Origin of the sequence: Pseudoalteromonas sp. MB47 (assembly GCF_011319765.1) — a bacterium.
Taxonomy (GTDB): domain Bacteria; phylum Pseudomonadota; class Gammaproteobacteria; order Enterobacterales; family Alteromonadaceae; genus Pseudoalteromonas; species Pseudoalteromonas simplex.
Window position 1 is genome coordinate 38,932 of record NZ_VFBD01000029.1, and the last position, 15,567, is coordinate 54,498.

At 41.8% G+C, this 15,567-nt stretch carries 15 protein-coding genes; 3 read left to right on the top strand and 12 right to left on the bottom strand.

Translation table 11 applies throughout. From position 1 onward, the window contains the following. Window positions 1-29: 29 nt before the first annotated feature. The 3 genes from IMPJCBKJ_RS16490 to IMPJCBKJ_RS16500 are packed head-to-tail and all read right to left on the bottom strand — an operon-like array spanning window position 30 to window position 1,232. A complete protein-coding gene (locus IMPJCBKJ_RS16490; RefSeq protein WP_054554413.1) occupies window positions 30-647 on the bottom strand; it encodes a LysE family translocator in 618 nt (205 codons plus the stop codon). After that, window positions 647-826 (bottom strand): DUF4177 domain-containing protein, encoded by a 180-nt coding sequence (locus IMPJCBKJ_RS16495; RefSeq protein ID WP_054554414.1) that lies wholly within the window; start codon window positions 824-826, stop codon window positions 647-649. The genes IMPJCBKJ_RS16490 and IMPJCBKJ_RS16495 overlap by 1 nt, the downstream gene beginning before the upstream one ends. 1 nt (window position 827) lies before the next feature. Beyond that, on the bottom strand, window positions 828-1,232 hold the full coding sequence (locus tag IMPJCBKJ_RS16500) for a DUF3224 domain-containing protein (protein ID WP_054554415.1): 405 nt from the start codon (window positions 1,230-1,232) through the stop codon (window positions 828-830). 77 nt (window positions 1,233-1,309) lie between these two features. Between IMPJCBKJ_RS16500 and IMPJCBKJ_RS16505 the strand changes: the two genes are divergently transcribed. Further along, complete coding sequence (locus IMPJCBKJ_RS16505; RefSeq protein WP_166341109.1) at window positions 1,310-3,082, top strand: ABC transporter transmembrane domain-containing protein; 1,773 nt, start codon at window positions 1,310-1,312, stop codon at window positions 3,080-3,082. 61 nt (window positions 3,083-3,143) lie between these two features. On the opposite strand, the gene IMPJCBKJ_RS16510 is transcribed toward IMPJCBKJ_RS16505, so the two are convergent. Continuing rightward, window positions 3,144-3,776, bottom strand: a complete 633-nt coding sequence (locus tag IMPJCBKJ_RS16510) for an OmpA family protein (RefSeq protein WP_054562840.1) — start codon at window positions 3,774-3,776, stop codon at window positions 3,144-3,146. 80 nt (window positions 3,777-3,856) lie between these two features. Then, window positions 3,857-4,636: a transporter substrate-binding domain-containing protein gene (locus IMPJCBKJ_RS16515; protein WP_161804360.1), complete on the bottom strand. Its 780-nt coding sequence runs from the start codon at window positions 4,634-4,636 to the stop codon at window positions 3,857-3,859. Between the two features lie 120 nt (window positions 4,637-4,756). Between IMPJCBKJ_RS16515 and chrA the strand changes: the two genes are divergently transcribed. Continuing rightward, window positions 4,757-5,893, top strand: coding sequence for a chromate efflux transporter (gene chrA / locus IMPJCBKJ_RS16520; RefSeq protein WP_138618416.1), 1,137 nt, complete (start codon window positions 4,757-4,759; stop codon window positions 5,891-5,893). Here the strand turns inward: chrA and IMPJCBKJ_RS16525 are convergent. Genes IMPJCBKJ_RS16525 through speA form a run of 4 tightly spaced genes read right to left on the bottom strand, consistent with a single transcriptional unit; the run spans window position 5,890 to window position 10,869 of the window. Beyond that, a complete protein-coding gene (locus IMPJCBKJ_RS16525) occupies window positions 5,890-7,140 on the bottom strand; it encodes a mechanosensitive ion channel domain-containing protein (protein WP_054554419.1) in 1,251 nt (416 codons plus the stop codon). The two genes, chrA and IMPJCBKJ_RS16525, sit on opposite strands and share 4 nt — an antisense overlap. Beyond that, a complete protein-coding gene (locus IMPJCBKJ_RS16530; RefSeq protein ID WP_166341111.1) occupies window positions 7,137-8,060 on the bottom strand; it encodes an acetyltransferase in 924 nt (307 codons plus the stop codon). Before IMPJCBKJ_RS16530 ends, IMPJCBKJ_RS16525 begins: the two co-directional genes overlap by 4 nt. Window positions 8,061-8,088: 28 nt before the next feature. Further along, on the bottom strand, window positions 8,089-8,967 hold the full coding sequence (locus IMPJCBKJ_RS16535) for an acyltransferase (RefSeq protein ID WP_166341113.1): 879 nt from the start codon (window positions 8,965-8,967) through the stop codon (window positions 8,089-8,091). 21 nt (window positions 8,968-8,988) lie between these two features. Continuing rightward, entirely contained in the window at window positions 8,989-10,869 is a 1,881-nt protein-coding gene (gene speA / locus IMPJCBKJ_RS16540) for a biosynthetic arginine decarboxylase (RefSeq protein WP_054554514.1), read from the bottom strand. A 198-nt stretch (window positions 10,870-11,067) separates the two neighbouring features. Here speA and speE point away from each other — a divergent pair, with 198 nt between their 5' ends. Further along, window positions 11,068-11,931: a polyamine aminopropyltransferase gene (gene speE, locus IMPJCBKJ_RS16545; RefSeq protein WP_054554422.1), complete on the top strand. Its 864-nt coding sequence runs from the start codon at window positions 11,068-11,070 to the stop codon at window positions 11,929-11,931. A 49-nt stretch (window positions 11,932-11,980) separates the two neighbouring features. Here speE and IMPJCBKJ_RS16550 read toward each other — a convergent pair whose 3' ends face one another. The 3 genes from IMPJCBKJ_RS16550 to IMPJCBKJ_RS16560 all read right to left on the bottom strand — a co-directional run bounded on the left by IMPJCBKJ_RS16550 (window position 11,981) and on the right by IMPJCBKJ_RS16560 (window position 15,486). Next, window positions 11,981-13,582 (bottom strand): methyl-accepting chemotaxis protein, encoded by a 1,602-nt coding sequence (locus IMPJCBKJ_RS16550; RefSeq protein ID WP_054554423.1) that lies wholly within the window; start codon window positions 13,580-13,582, stop codon window positions 11,981-11,983. A gap of 73 nt (window positions 13,583-13,655) precedes the next feature. Beyond that, entirely contained in the window at window positions 13,656-14,879 is a 1,224-nt protein-coding gene (locus IMPJCBKJ_RS16555; RefSeq protein WP_240921051.1) for a hypothetical protein, read from the bottom strand. Then, the gene (locus IMPJCBKJ_RS16560; RefSeq protein ID WP_138618424.1) at window positions 14,872-15,486 is read right to left on the bottom strand and encodes a methylamine utilization protein; all 615 of its coding nucleotides are present in this window, start codon (window positions 15,484-15,486) and stop codon (window positions 14,872-14,874) included. Before IMPJCBKJ_RS16560 ends, IMPJCBKJ_RS16555 begins: the two co-directional genes overlap by 8 nt. Between the last annotated feature and the right edge of the window lie 81 nt (window positions 15,487-15,567).

Sequence of the window (15,567 nt, forward strand, 5' to 3'; positions counted from 1 at the left end):
TTAGTGATGTAATCGCAATATAGAGGGATTTATAAAGTAATAACGACGCGAACAGCTAGAGCAATAAAAATTATCCCTAGCAATTTTTCGAGCCATGGATTTGTCTTGGTGAAACCAAAACGCTTTTTTGATATGTCGGTTAACAGTGCAACAACTAGATACCAGCCCGTATCAAGCACAAATACCGTTAAACACATAATTAAACCAACTTGCAAAGTCAGCTTTTCAGGATCAATAAATTGCGAAAACAGTGCTAAAAAGAACACCGCAAGTTTTGGGTTTAAAAAGGCAATAGCAAAGCCATCTTGCAGTGCGCTACGAGGACTCGGCTTAGTCTGCTCAACATTCAATGTTTGCGAGCTAGGTTTAGCTAACAAAATACGAATACCCAAATATGCGAGATAGGCTGCACCGCCATAGACCAGCACTTGATAAAGCGTTGGCAACTGAGTCATCAGCGCACCTAAGCCAAGTAACGAGGCACACGCATAAAAGCCAACCCCAATACCATGGCTCAACGCCGCTAACATGCCGTTCTTCATACCGCCATGTAAGCTGTGTTTTAAAACCACAGCTAAACTCGGCCCCGGCGACATTGCCCCCATCACGCAAATTAAAACTAAACTCAACCACTCAGTTAGTGTCATTATTCGTTATTCTCAATTAGTAATAAAACGGATGTTATCTGACCATAAACCCCTGTTGCTGTAGTGATGGTTTTCACTTGCCAACCTGCTTGTCCTAATTCGAACACTCGTTGATTTAATGCATCAATATCGATGCCGCCAAAAAAGCGTTTCTTTTTAAACTCTACAACTTTTTGCATGTTAGTCCGTCAGTTGGTATTCAAAGTCATAATGATGAATACCCGATTCAATTCGAATTGCCATTTTACCAGAAATACCTTCAAGTTCACCTGCGCCTGAGTCTGGTACCACTTCTAAAATCAATCGGTCAGCCCCTTTATCCATGGTGCCAAAATGTTGCAGCACAAAACTGCCTTGCTTACCTTCTAAGCTACCAACAACTTGCTCTATCGCTACATAACCTGCACTGCCCTGAGTTGCAGTCATGGCACTGAGCATTTCGCCTTGGCTTGTTGCTTCTAATGGACCTGAAAACTGTTTATCAATCGACATGCGTCCCAAATTTACGCCATCTTGCCCTGTGGCATAGCCGCCAATTGGGTTTAACTTTACGGTGAATTGACCACTGATCGTTGTAGATTCCATACTAATCCCTTAATAACTGTTGATTTTTAGAGCATTGATAACCATATCTATACCCTATTCATCAACAAGAATCTAGCATGTCTACCAATAAAGAAAAGGCCGCATTTAGCAGCCTGTTACCGATTTTAGCTTTTATAAAACCCTATAAATGGATGGTGTTTGCGGCCCTTGGCGCCTTGCTGCTTACGGCCGCTGTTAACTTATCACTCGGACAAGGCGTTAAATTTGTTATCGACCATGGCTTTATTGCAGGCTCGCAAGCTCAACTTCAACAAGCAGTAATGGTGTTGATTGGTTTAATAAGCTTATTAGCTGTAGGTACTTTTTGTCGCTTTTATTTAATGTCGTGGATTGGTGAGCGAGTCAGTAACGATATCCGTAAAGCCGTGTTTGATCGCATCGTTACACTACACCCCAGCTACTTTGAAGAAAACCGTAGTGGCGAGCTGATGTCGCGCCTGACCACCGACACCACCTTGTTGCAATCTATCATTGGTTCCTCTTTTTCAATGGCACTACGTAGTAGTTTAATGCTGATTGGTGGCTTGGCTATGTTACTAATTACCAACCTAAAGCTGACTCTTGTCGTTGTTGCCTGCGTACCAGTAGTATTAGTGCCGATGATGATTTTTGGCCGAAAAGTAAGAAAACTGGCAAGCTCAAGCCAAGATGCCATTGCCGATATCAGCACCTATGCTGGTGAGATCATTCAAAATATTAAAGTAGTGCAAAGTTATAGCCATGAAGAACGTGAAAAAGCAGCATTTAGCGAAGAGACCAACAAGGCGTTTCAAGTAGCGAAGAGCCGAATCAAACAGCGCTCGTTTTTGATTGCAGCGGTGATATTTCTGACCTTTAGTGCTATTAGCGTGATGCTTTGGGTTGGTGGCAGTGACGTATTAGCTGGCACTATGACAGGTGGTGAGCTAGGTGCTTTCGTGTTCTATGCGATTATGGTGGCGATGTCTGTAGCAACCGTTGCCGAAGTGTATGGTGAGCTGCAAAGAGCCGCAGGTGCAGCAGCACGGCTGTTAGAGCTACTTGCCGTTGAAAGCATGATCAAAAGTCCAGATACAAATCATGATGCACAACTTGAAGCAAACAAACTTAATCACCCTGCTATCGAGTTTAATGAGGTATCTTTTCATTACCCTTCAAGGCCAGATAAAGCCGCTTTAAATACGCTGAATTTACAAGTAAAACAAGGTCAAACTCTTGCTATCGTTGGCCCATCGGGGGCTGGTAAAACAACGTTGTTTGAGTTACTGCAGCGCTTTTACGACCCAAGCTCAGGGAGTATTTCGCTGGCAGGAATAAACATAAAAGCACTCTCTCTTGATTGCTTACGCCAGCAAATGGGGATGGTGGCACAAAACCCAATTTTATTTAGCTCAGACGTAATGCATAACATACGTTATGGCAACCCAAGCGCCAGCGACGAGCAAGTATATGCGGCGGCCAAATATGCCCATGCCGATGAGTTTATTAGTCAACTGCCAGATGGTTACCACAGCTTTTTAGGGGAGCAAGGTGTTAGGCTTTCAGGTGGGCAAAAACAACGCATAGTTCTGGCCCGCGCAATATTAAAAGACCCTGCAATTTTATTGCTTGATGAAGCAACCAGTGCACTCGACGCACAAAGTGAGTTTCATGTACAAGCTGCCCTTGAGCATCTAATGAAAGACAGAACAACACTGATCATTGCCCATCGTTTGGCAACGGTTAAACACGCCGATGTGATTGTCGTGATGGATAAAGGAGAAATAATTGCAACGGGTACGCATCAGCAATTGTTTGAGACTAACCCATTGTATAAACAATTGTGCGAATTACAGTTTAATCGAGATTAAGAAGGGAAATGTCAGGTTTGAAAGGGCATATCAAACCTGACCACAAATCTAGATATAAAATCTAACCTTGTGTATTCGGTACGATCTGAATTTCTACGCGGCGGTTTAAAGCTCGGCCATTTGCTGAGTCATTGCTTGCCACAGGGCGTGTTTCACCATAGCCTCGTGTGCTGATACGCGCAGACATAATCTGATGATTCACTAAGTAATCTTTTACGCTTTGCGCACGTTGTTGAGATAACGTCATATTGTAGCTATCTTTACCTGTGCTGTCGGTATGACCTTCTACGCTTAAGTAGGTTTTTTCGTATTTATTCATCACCTTAGCAATCGCATCTAAGGTGCTATGAAAGCCCGACGAAATATAAGATTGGTCAGTTGCAAAAGTAATATTTGATGGCATGACTAGACGAATATTGTCGCCTTCACGAACCACTTCAACACCTGAGCCTGCTAGCTCATCGCGAAATGCTTCTTCTTGCTTATCCATATAATCGCCAACGGCTGCACCTGCTAATGCACCAATAGCCGCACCAATGAAGATACGTTTATCATCGTGGTCGCCAGTTGCTTTACCTAGAACGGCACCTGTAGCAGCACCAATCGCAGCGCCTTTACCTGTATTCGTTGTCTCACAACCTGTCAATAAAACGGCTAATACGCCCACTGTTAAAACTGATTTTGTAAAAGTCATGTGTCTCTCCATGGCAATTATTCAAATTGAATTGTTTACAATTATGAATGAACGTCTATGAACAAACTATGAAGAATGGGTTACTTATCGATTGCTACAGCAGTAACCGGAGGTAAGTTATAACTTTTGACCAATTCTGTTAAACGGCCATTGAGGACTAAGGTATTGAGGCGCTCTTGAATTTTTTCGGCTAAACTCGAGCTTGCAAACTGTTTACTTAGGGCAATGTGACCATAAATAACATCTTTATAGCGATAAGGCATTTTTACAATTTCTTGTGAAGGTCGCTGCAAAAAAACGGAGGCATGATCTGCAGTCTCTTCAACAGCAATCACTAAATCAACACGATTTTTTAATAACATCTCAAAAGCATTATGTTCGCTTAAAGCCTCGATTTTAGTGAGGGTTTTATCAGTGTCGAAGCGGGGAAAATGCGCAGCACCTCGCATTACCGCAATGCGCTTACCGACTAGGTCTTGATAATTGTTTATTTTAAGCTCGCTATCAGCTTTTGCATAAAACACGAAAGAAGACGACAGCATCATATAAGGCGGGGTAAGAAACTGCATTTTTTGCTCGCGCGCTTCTGTGCGAATAAGGCCGCCCATCACATCCAGCTCATTTTGCTCAAGCATCTTTAAACAACGAGAAAATGGGCAAGCAACATACTCAAACTTAATTGGTAAGCTAGGTTGCATTTCACGCATGATATCAACAATTGCGCCACTCACTTTACCATCATCAGAAATCATGCCATAAGGGGGCGCATGATCAACAGCCACCAACACTTTCTCATAAGAGTTCGCAGATACTAAGCCACTGAAAAAAAATAACAACAAACTTGCAATGTAGTGTTTCATAGTGATACTCATGACTACGTTCACTGGTTCTGTATATTGTAGACGGCCTTGTGTCATAAAAACCACAAAAATGTCATACAATTTTGTCATAATTGAAAAAAAATTACTGATGGCAAATCAATGTTATTCATCATATTTAAGCAATTCTTTTTATTAGGCTGTATGAGCTTTGGTGGCCCTGCAGCACACCTTGGTTACTTCAAACGCCACTTTGTTGATAATTTAAAATGGCTTTCTGCTGAACGCTATGCCCAACTGATTAGTCTTAGCCAAGCATTACCGGGCCCAGGTTCGAGTCAAGTTAGCTTTGCGATGGGGGTTGAAAAAGGAGGGGTATTGGGTGGCCTGTGTGCTTTTATTGGGTTTACCCTACCCTCATTTTTAATCATGTTTTTTCTGGCTCTAAGCGCTCATCAATTTGGTGATATATACTTTGCAGTAATTGCTGGGCTAAAACTCTTTGCAGTAGTGATTGTTGCCGATGCAACCTATAGCATGGCAATGAGCTTTTGCAAAAACCACTTACATAAACTTATAGCAGTGCTAAGTACTGTTGTATTGATTATTTTCTCACAATTATCGAGCCAAATTTTAGTACTTATTGCAGCAGCGGCTATAGGTTGGTGCTATCCACAACTTAAATTACCTGAAAGCCAAGAGCAAAAATCAGTGAAAATTGCTTGGTTACCACTTGGCTTATTTGCCATCTTGTTATTAATTAGTTTTTTACCTTTCGGTGAATGGCTTTCTTTGTTTGCCCCATTTTATCAAACTGGCGCTATGGTCTTTGGTGGCGGTCACGTTGTGTTACCTATTTTACAAGCTGGTGTACCGAGCCTTGAAACTGAGCAGTTTTTATCGGCTTATGCCAGTGCCCAAGCCATACCTGGACCGATGTTTACTATCGCTACTTATTTGGGAGCACAAGTTACACCAAGCATTCCACTTGTAGGTGCTATTGTCGCGACCATCCTGATTTTCTTACCGGGTTTTTTGTTGATGTTAGCCTTTATGAAAAGCTGGTTACAGTTAGCAGATAAGCCACGCTTTGCAGGCAGTATCGCAGCGCTAAATGCCGCTGTAGTGGGGTTTTTAGCCGCTGCTCTTTATTCACCGATTTGGCAATCGGCAGTGCAAAATCTATGGCAAGTAGCTTTAGTCATTGCAGCATTTACATGGCTAAGAATGGCAAAGCCACCTATTTGGTGGCTTTTGTTAGGCTTTATTACGATTAGCTTATTGATTGGTCAGCTTTAAGCTTTCTCACGTGGAGGATTAGCTACCTTGATACTAGGCTTTAAGCCAGTTTGGGCTTCGCTTGTGCTCAACTGACCCGTAACACTTTGATAAGGTCTAAGCCCAAAAATAGGCAGTACAGCAAGTAGATGATCCATGATCTCTGCTTGCAAGTGCTCGTATGAAATCCAGCGCTTATCCTCACTAAAGCAATAAAACTCAATAGGTAAACCATGATTTATTGGTTGCAGCTCTCGCACCATTAAAGTTAAATCACGATTAATTTTTTCATGTTGCTTTAAGTAACCTTCAGCATAACGTCTAAATAAGCCAAGATTTGTTACTGGGTTAGGTAAATTTGCTACTCGTATGTAGTCATGCAAAGGAATTGCATCATCAATTTGCTCTCGAAAAGCATCATCCACCAAACGAATACTATTCATATCAATGTTTAAAGAACGCTTGATACGACGACCACCTGACTCTTGCATACCACGCCAGTTTTTAAATGACCCTGCAACTAACATGTAAGTTGGAATGGTTGTAATCGTGTTATCCCAGTTACGCACTTTTACTGTATTTAAACCAAGGTCGATAACTTCACCGTCTGCGCCATAGCTATCCACTTGGATCCAATCACCGTAAGTTACTAGTCGATTTGCCGCAATTTGAATACTGGCGACAAAACCCAAAATGGTATCTTTAAATACGAGTAAGGTCACCGCCGCTATCGCACCAAAGCCAGACAAAATATAAGTTGGCGACTTCTCTAGCAAAATGCTCACAATGAGAATGGCGCAAACCATAAAGGTGATAAGTTTTACAACTTGGATCAAGCCCTGAATCGGAATATCGCGCGCAAAATCAAGCTGGTTATAAATACCACCAGCAATGCTCACCACACTACTTAAAATGAAGCCACCGTAAATGATCAGTGCAATTTGACCCACCGTTTTAAGTACTAATGCAGCGACATCATGAACTGGATAAACATAATCGAAGGTCGCTAAATAAAGTACACAGCACAATATCCCTGCAAAACGACGGTTTAACTTATTGAGCATAGGTGTGAGCGCACCAATACGCTCAGGAGACAGGCGTGTAACAACCTTTTGAATACCCGGCAGTAATAAGCGACGGGTAAACATGTAAATTATTAGTAATGAGCCAACACCGATAGCTGTAGCGGTTAATGCACTTATTAGCGCCGCGTCTGGCATTGATTCAAACCAAGGCATCACCAACTCTTGTAGGTGAGTTTGCTTCATGGCGCTTCAATCTCCTTATTGATGGTAGCAAGGTACTCAGCTTGCTGAGCTTGGTGATAAGTTAGTAGCTGAGCATCTTTTTGTAACCACAACTCATTAATATGTTGTTGGAAAGCCGTTCTAAATGCACGGTCATGCTGATAATCACCAATCATCTCTGCGCTAATTGCTTGCACTTGCACTTCAACTTTAATCACGTTTAAACGGCCACGCATAAGATTACGGCAAATATGGTCGCCCTCCCCCTGATAAATAATCGAGGTATTTAATAATGCATCAAATTGCTCACCTAACACCTCAAGAGCAAATGCTATACCGCCTGCTTTGGGCTTTAAAAGGTAAGTAAACGGACTATTTTGCTTACTGTGTTTTTGACTTGTAAAACGCGTGCCTTCAACAAAGTTAATGATTGTTGTTGGGTGATTACGAAAATCACGGCAGCTACGTTTGGTGCGTTCAACATCGAGCCCTTTCAACTTAGGATTTTTTGCCAGTTGCGCTTTGCTCACCCGCTTCATAAAAGGCATACCCATAGCCCATGCGCCAGTGCCAATGAATGGCACATACTTCAGCTCATCTTTTAAGAAAAACTTTGGCGCGGGTAAAACATCGATTGCACTCAGAACAACAATATCTAGCCAGCTCATATGATTAGAGATAAGTAAGTACCAACCATCTGTAGTAACTTTACCTTTAATATCAATTTCAATTGTTGGGCAACCTAACCACAAGGCTAAGCGGTTACCTTTACACCAACCGCGATAAGCTAAATGAAGAATATCGCTAACCACCTTAAATGGCAGTAGCAACTTAAGCACACCAAACAGCAGCACCAGCGTGCCCCAAATAATCACATTAGCAAACAAGACAATACTAACTAGAACGCCTGTTAACCAATTTGGTAAAAATTTCTTTAACATATGTGTGCTCTCGACTGCGTTAGCAATACTACTGCGTTTTAGCTTTTAATTCGGCTAACTGTTGATTTTTTTCTTCCCAAATTCGATTTAGCTCAGCTTGAAAATTTACTCTAAACTCTGCATCGCCCGTATAATCCCCAATCAAATTTGGACTCACTTCCATCACTTCTACTCGCACATCGACTTGCTTTACTCGACCACTAGCAAAGTCCACAAAGCTAGGAATACCACCAGGGTAATGAATGGTTACATTCACTACTTTGGAAATTTGTTCACCCATTGCTTGCATAACAAACGCAACCCCGCCCGCTTTCGGCTTTAATAGGTGCTCAAAAGGACTATTTTGGCGAGAATGCTTTTGCTCAGTAAAACGCGTACCTTCAACAAAGTTAACAATACTCACTGGCATTTCTTTAAACTTTTCACAGGCTTTGCGCGTGGTTTCTAAGTCTTTGCCACGCAATTTAGGGTTTTTCTTTAACTGGGCTTTACTCGTACGAGTCATGAATGGGAAATCCAACGCCCACCATGCAAGACCCAAGAAAGGAACGTATATCAGCTCTTTTTTCAAGAAAAAGTTTAAAAACGGAATACGGCGATTAAACAGACGTTGCATAACAACGATATCGACCCAGCTTTGATGATTCGCGATCACCAAGTACCAGTCTTTCGCTTTTAACTGCTCAAGACCTGTCACGTTCAGATTATATGAAGCAAATATGTTTTGGTTGATGCTGTTGCAACTCACCCACATAGTGGCGCATTGCTTAGCAATCCAACTCATTAATTTTTGCAATGGCTTGATTGGAATAAGCTTTATGAGGCCACAAATAAAAATAGGCACAAACCAAAAAAGGGTATTGAGGGTGTAAAATAAAAAACTGAACACACAACGGATCATCGACATTACTACTTATTCCTTTAACGCTTAATCTTCAAAATACGTATAGCCAGCAAGGCCTGCATTTAGTTCTGATAAATATTGTGCCTTAGATTGCTCATCAATTGCCAGTGAGTTGACCCGTTTTGCAAAGTTTTCAGCAAGAATCTCGCTATCATAATCAACAAACTTTAATACGTCCTTAACACTGTCACCTTTAATGGCATTAGTCAGTTGATAGCCTGCTTCTGTAAGCTCAACATGCACTGAATCTGTATCGCCGAACAGGTTATGTAAATCACCTAAAATCTCTTGATACGCACCCACTAAAAACATTGCAATATGGTATTGCTGACCTTGCTTGTACTCAGGAATAGGTAAGCTGCTCTCTATGCCTGTGCCTTCGACATAATCACGAATTTGCCCATCTGAGTCACAGGTAATGTCTTGAATAATGGCGCGCTGTGTTAATGGCTGATGCAAGTTTTCAACTGGCATGACAGGGAATAACTGCCCAATCCCCCAGACATCGGGGAGTGACTGAAATAATGAGAAGTTAACGAAGAGCTTATCGGCAAGTTTCTCGTTTAAATCGTCTAACACTTCTCGATGTGAACGGGCATTCTCACTAAGTGATGCACGAACACGATGTAAAATTGTGAAATACAACTGCTCGAGCTTCGCCCACTCAAGCATAGTGAGTAGGCCATGCACATATTGGTCATGGGCTTCACTGAATAGATGCATTGCATCATGATAAATTTCCAACGCCATACGCGGTGTTAAACGCTGTAAACACTGCCACATTTCATCTAGTACCAATACACTGCCTGCCTCTGGCGCCGTTGGATTTGCATGGTTTGGCGCACGCTCAACATCAATAACATCTGTAATTAATACCGCGTGGTGCGCTGTTAACGCACGGCCTGACTCGGTAATAATGGCAGGGTGTTTAAGGTCATGTTGCTGACACACTTCAGCAAACGCATTAACTACATTACGCGCATATTCTTCAACACTGTAGTTCATTGAACACGAACTACGTGACCCAGAGCCTTCGTAATCAACACCTAAACCGCCACCGACATCCACGGTATTAAGTGGTACGCCTAACTGTGTTAACTCTGCAAAGTGACGAGCACATTCACGCAGTGCGCGATGAATATCGCGGATATTGGCAATTTGCGAGCCGATGTGGAAATGCACTAGTTGCATTAAATGAAGTTTATTGCGCGATTTAAGCAGCTCAACCGCAGATAGCACTTGCCCTGCTGTTAAACCAAACTTACCTTTTTCGCCACCGGTATTCTGCCATTTCCCCTTACCAACCGAGTTTAAGCGAATACGAATCCCAATTGATGGCTCGATGCCTAGGTCATCAATTTCTGCCAATAGAGTAGTTAGCTCAGAAAGTTTTTCTACAACAATATGAACCTTATGACCCATGCCTTGGCCAATACAGGCTAAGCGTAAAAACTCACTGTCTTTATAACCATTACAAACGATGGTAATTGGCTCTTGTGCTACACCTAAAATAGCCATCAGCTCAGGTTTTGAGCCGGCTTCAAGGCCCACTAAACCACTTGGGTGAGCAAGTAGTTTACTGACCACAGAACGCTGTTGATTAACTTTAATTGGATAAACACAGGTATAACTACCTTGGTATTCACGGGCATTTCGTGCTTTGGTAAATGCGCTAGTCAGCGTTTCAACGCGATTTTGTAAGATATCGGTAAAACGCACTAAAACAGGTAGGGTAAGACCTTGCTTTTTAAATTGCTCAGTCAGTTCAGATAAAGACACCGCGGCTTTAGTTTGATCGCCATCAGGGTAAGCCACCAGCTCACCTTGTGCGTTAATGTCAAAGTAACCGTCACTCCAGTGAGCAACATTGTATGTTTCGCGTGCTTTATCTAAACCCCAAGTCATGGCAATGTCTTCTGTAAATTCATTAAATATAAACGCACATTTTAATACGCTAGGGCTGACCACGCTAACAAAAATTGCGCTGTATGCCAAAGTGATAAAAAATATTCGCTATACTGATTAAAATTTGATTGAGCAATTAGCCAAGCACTGGCAGAATTGCACCCCTTTTTTACCATTAACCAAAAGTGTATAAGCAAGATGGCTAATTTAGATCAAAATAACTGGTTCACTGAAATTAGTGACCGTGATGGTAGTGCCTTTTCATTACGCATTACTAAAAAGCTTGATGAACAGCAATCGCCATTTCAAAAAGTAGAAATGTACGAAACAACTGACTTCGGTAATCTGATGATTATTGACGGTTGCACTATGGTAAGTAGCCGTGAAAACTTTTTTTACCACGAGATGATCAGCCATCCGGCATTGCTTGCACACCCAAATCCAAAAAATGTTGTGATCATTGGTGGTGGTGACTGCGGTACTTTACGCGAAGTATTAAAACACCCAAGTGTTGAAAACGTAACGCAAATTGATATCGACGAAGTCGTGACACAAATGTCACTTAAATACTTCCCTGAGCTGTGTGAATCAAATCAAGATCCGCGTGCTACAGTGATGTTTGATGACGGCATCAAGTACATGCGCGAAGCAGCCCCAGAATCAATCGATGTAGTAATTGTTGATGGTACAGATCCAGTTGGCCCAGGCGAAGGTTTATTTAACCACGCTTTCTATACCAGCTGTTTAACTGCACTTCGCCCAGGTGGCATCTTAATTCAACAAAGTGAATCGCCACTTATGCACATGCCACTTTTAGTTGAAATGCGTGATGCAATGACTGAAGTGGGCTTTGTTGACTTACAAACGCTGCCTTTCCCACAACCAATTTATCCAAGTGGTTTATGGTCTGTAACGCTTGCTCGTAAGTCAGAAGCGTTCGCTGGTTTTCGTGAAGATGATGCCAATAAACTTGCGCAAAGCACTGAATACTATAATGCAGGTATTCACCACGGTGCATTAGCCACACCTAATTATATGAAACGTGCTTTCGAGAAAAAGTAAGCGTTTTGACTAAATGAAAAAAGGGCTCATTGAGCCCTTTTTTGTTGTATTAAACCTTAAATCTATTAACTAGCTGATTCAGTTCGTCAGTAAGCTGATTCATACGGTTAGCGACCTCTTGTGTTGAACTCGCTAACCCGCCTCCATGTTGGGTTTGATCGTTTAGATCAGACAGGTTTTGACTAATTTCATCTGCCACAGCAGTTTGCTCTTCAGTTGCTTGTGCTGTTTGCATCGCCATATCATTTACTTTGACCGATGATTCTTGCATCGAGTTAAGTATATCGTTAGTTTGGGTAAACGACTCTACTGCTTCATCAGCAAAACGTTTACCACTATTAATCGCCTGTAAGGATTGCTCAACACTGGCTGCAAATTGCTCAACCATAGTTTGAATATCATTAGTGCTTTCTTGGGTCCGAGTTGCTAGGGTGCGAACCTCATCTGCAACCACCGCAAAACCTCGCCCTTGCTCACCAGCTCGCGCAGCTTCAATTGCGGCATTGAGTGCAAGTAAGTTAGTTTGCTCAGCTATAGCGCGAATAACTTCAAGCACTTTAGCAATGTTGTCTGAGCTTTGTTGCAGTTCAGTGGAACGTTGGCTGGCATGTTCCATATTATCTGACAAGGCAACAATTTTTCGACTCGAGTTATCAACCGCAGCCAAGCCTTGTTTAGCCAGTTGCTGTGAGTTGTCAGCTTCATGGGATGAGTTTTGTGCCACACCTGCAACCTCACGACTTGCAACGCTCATTTCATGTACTGCACTAACTATTGATTCAGATGCTTGGCTAAGCTTTTGATTTATTTGATGGTTCTGATTAGCAAAATTATCAAGGTCACGACCTAAATTATGCAGCTCTTTAGCCTGTCCAAGTATGTCTTTGATAAGTTGTTGTAGGTTATCTAAAAACCCGTTAAAAGCCGTCGCAAGTTCTGCAAACTCGTCTTGTGTTTTTACATTGATACGGCCTGTTAAATCACCATCTCCCGACGCAATCTCATTAATTCGCTCTGTCACAAAGTTAATCTGCTTCGTGAGTTGTCGAGGTACATAATAGCTAAACCAACCAGCGACAAGTAAAACGATAGCGATCATTATCATTAGTTTAACTTTAAAGCTGATAACACCATCCATTAACTTCTCAGTTTCAGATTTTGATGTTTTATCTGCTGCTTCGCCTGCTTTATCTAAAATATCCCTCAGTGCTGAAAATGTTTGTTCAGCAATCTGCTTTTTTTCACTGTTTTGTGGGTCATTAATAAAGTTTTTTGATGCCGAATACCATGAATCAAATGCGCTATCAAAATGACGGAACCGGTCGACTACCTCGGTGTAAGGTGACATGTAAGACAAGTATTGCCCAAAGCGCTCTTTAACTTGATCGGCATTTTCTTGATGTTCATTTAGATAAGTTTTATCTGTGTTACTGCTTGTAACAAGAGTAAGCTCGGCAACCTTTGCTTGGTAAATATCTCTATCAGCATTAACAACGACCGAAATCGCATTCAAAAATCGTTCTGATTGCGCGTCAACAGCTTGTTTTTGCAAACTGATAAGATAAGTGTAGCCTGCAATTAGAATAAGAATGGCAATGCCTAACAAAATAATCGGTAGGGAACTTTTAACGCGAATGCTTTGTAAATTCATACATTTTCCTAATTAAAAATCGAAACCAGCATGCTTATTGAATCTTAGCTGAAAAATATAAAACTGTATGAAATTAAAAGTGCCAACTCGCAGAAAGCTGAAATTGCTGCTGCGAGTTATGCTCATTAAATCCCATACCGGGTCTGTTTTGAGCGTCACTGCTCAGCACTGAATATTCAGCACCTACTTGCCACTTGGTTGACAGTTGATAACGCCAACTTGCGGTTAAAGCTTCTCCACGACTTTGGTTAGGATCAAATTGCCAATCATCATGATCGCTAACCTTGAAATAATCATACCTAATTGTGAGACGATGCTGGTCTAACTTGTGGCTTAATAAAACAAAATGGCTATAAAAATCATTGTCTACCCCACGATTTGTGCCCATCGCAGTTTTACCATCAAGGAGCTGTACAATAATGCGTGTTTGCTTATTAAATTTATACAACCATGCCGCGCTTAAAAAACGTGTATCCCACGCATATTGACCAGTACGGGTATTCAAAGCACCTGGATCGCCATTGTTGTCATAATAATAAACACGTAATTGTGATTTTTTTTGATAATCCCAATGAGCGCCAACGTAATAGCCAAAACGCCCATCTACTTCTTCGAAAGGCTGCACGTGCTCGGCTTGCTTATCTAGCTGCGACCATTCAAATGAACGTGGAACAGCAAAATCAATTTGTTCATTGAACGTAGTCTGCCTGTCATGCATAGCAAAGCCACGCCATGACAGCAACGTCCCAGCAGGATCGTTGCCTTTAAAAACCGCAGCAAAGCCTTCAAAACTATGATTACTTCTAAATTGCCTACCTGGGCGCTTAATGTTTGCCTCTAAACCAAAGGCCCGCACTTCTTCGCCAATCCAAGTATTAATCGCAGAATTAGTGTAGTTATAAGGTGACATCCAGCCATTTTGCGGGTTCTCAAGCGACATTTTGGGATAAAAGCCACCTCCTTTCACTGTCCATTTATAACGACTAGCTGTAAGAGGCTGATATTGCAAATAAGCCTGAGTTAAACCAACTGTTAGTTCTGGATCAGGATGAGCGTTAAGTACTGTGCGCGCAGACCAATCGCTATTTAACTCAAAACGACTACTCAGCATAGCTTGGGATATCACAACACCATCATGCTCTTGGTCATAACGGTATAAGCCAATTCCTTTACGCTGATAGCTCGCTAGTTGGTCACCACGCACAGCCGAAACAGTTACCAGCCCATCATGCTCAGCATATACCACTGCAGGCAACCCAAAAACACTCGCCAATAGCAAGGCTTGCCATTTATTCATAATCATCAAACTCGTCACTGCTTAGTTCTAATTTTGGTAATAAGTTTTGCTTTAACTGATAGCTCACCGACTTTGCATTGTTCGTTATCTCGATAGTTTCTGGTGTACTGATATCATTAAAGCGGTCATGCCAAACAGCCAAAGTAAACTTACTTTCAGGTAAGCTTAATTCAACCATACCTTGATCATCTGTTTGCCCATAAATCCCACCATCGACGACCACAATGTAACCCAGCATCCAGTCATGAATGTTACAGCCAAGCTCAACAACCCCCGATTGTGCAAAGTTAATCGGTTTTTCGGGTTTATCGTGGTAAAGCTTTAACTCAAATTGCTTTGTTTTAGAAAATGAATAAACGTGGTGCATGATTGAATCAAGGTTAGGAAATTCAACATTTGCTCCTTGTGGCACTGCCAGCACATGAGGCACAAAGGCACGTTCTTTTTGACTCATGGTGTAGTGACTATCAGCAACAGCAAGTTGTTTTGAACCTTTGAGCCAAACCACGGCATTCTTGACTGGCTGATTCTGCTTATCAACTATCTGTATTTGCTGTGCCAATAAACTTTGACTAAACAATAGTAGCAACAGGGTTATTCTTATCATTTTGCTTAACCTTTTTAGGTGCAGGGCTGATATCGCAGCGTTCACTTTGTTGAATACGTATGCAGATCTCTCGTATTAACC

Bases quoted from the DNA above. Each gene is read 5' to 3' on its own strand.
- IMPJCBKJ_RS16490 (WP_054554413.1), bottom strand. From the start codon at position 647: ATGACACTAACTGAGTGGTTGAGTTTAGTTTTAATTTGCGTGATGGGG.
- IMPJCBKJ_RS16495 (WP_054554414.1), bottom strand. From the start codon at position 826: ATGCAAAAAGTTGTAGAGTTTAAAAAGAAACGCTTTTTTGGCGGCATC.
- IMPJCBKJ_RS16500 (WP_054554415.1), bottom strand. From the start codon at position 1,232: ATGGAATCTACAACGATCAGTGGTCAATTCACCGTAAAGTTAAACCCA.
- IMPJCBKJ_RS16505 (WP_166341109.1), top strand. From the start codon at position 1,310: ATGTCTACCAATAAAGAAAAGGCCGCATTTAGCAGCCTGTTACCGATT.
- IMPJCBKJ_RS16510 (WP_054562840.1), bottom strand. From the start codon at position 3,776: ATGACTTTTACAAAATCAGTTTTAACAGTGGGCGTATTAGCCGTTTTA.
- IMPJCBKJ_RS16515 (WP_161804360.1), bottom strand. From the start codon at position 4,636: ATGAAACACTACATTGCAAGTTTGTTGTTATTTTTTTTCAGTGGCTTA.
- chrA (WP_138618416.1), top strand. From the start codon at position 4,757: ATGTTATTCATCATATTTAAGCAATTCTTTTTATTAGGCTGTATGAGC.
- IMPJCBKJ_RS16525 (WP_054554419.1), bottom strand. From the start codon at position 7,140: ATGAAGCAAACTCACCTACAAGAGTTGGTGATGCCTTGGTTTGAATCA.
- IMPJCBKJ_RS16530 (WP_166341111.1), bottom strand. From the start codon at position 8,060: ATGTTAAAGAAATTTTTACCAAATTGGTTAACAGGCGTTCTAGTTAGT.
- IMPJCBKJ_RS16535 (WP_166341113.1), bottom strand. From the start codon at position 8,967: ATGTCGATGATCCGTTGTGTGTTCAGTTTTTTATTTTACACCCTCAAT.
- speA (WP_054554514.1), bottom strand. From the start codon at position 10,869: ATGACTTGGGGTTTAGATAAAGCACGCGAAACATACAATGTTGCTCAC.
- speE (WP_054554422.1), top strand. From the start codon at position 11,068: ATGGCTAATTTAGATCAAAATAACTGGTTCACTGAAATTAGTGACCGT.
- IMPJCBKJ_RS16550 (WP_054554423.1), bottom strand. From the start codon at position 13,582: ATGAATTTACAAAGCATTCGCGTTAAAAGTTCCCTACCGATTATTTTG.
- IMPJCBKJ_RS16555 (WP_240921051.1), bottom strand. From the start codon at position 14,879: ATGAATAAATGGCAAGCCTTGCTATTGGCGAGTGTTTTTGGGTTGCCT.
- IMPJCBKJ_RS16560 (WP_138618424.1), bottom strand. From the start codon at position 15,486: ATGATAAGAATAACCCTGTTGCTACTATTGTTTAGTCAAAGTTTATTG.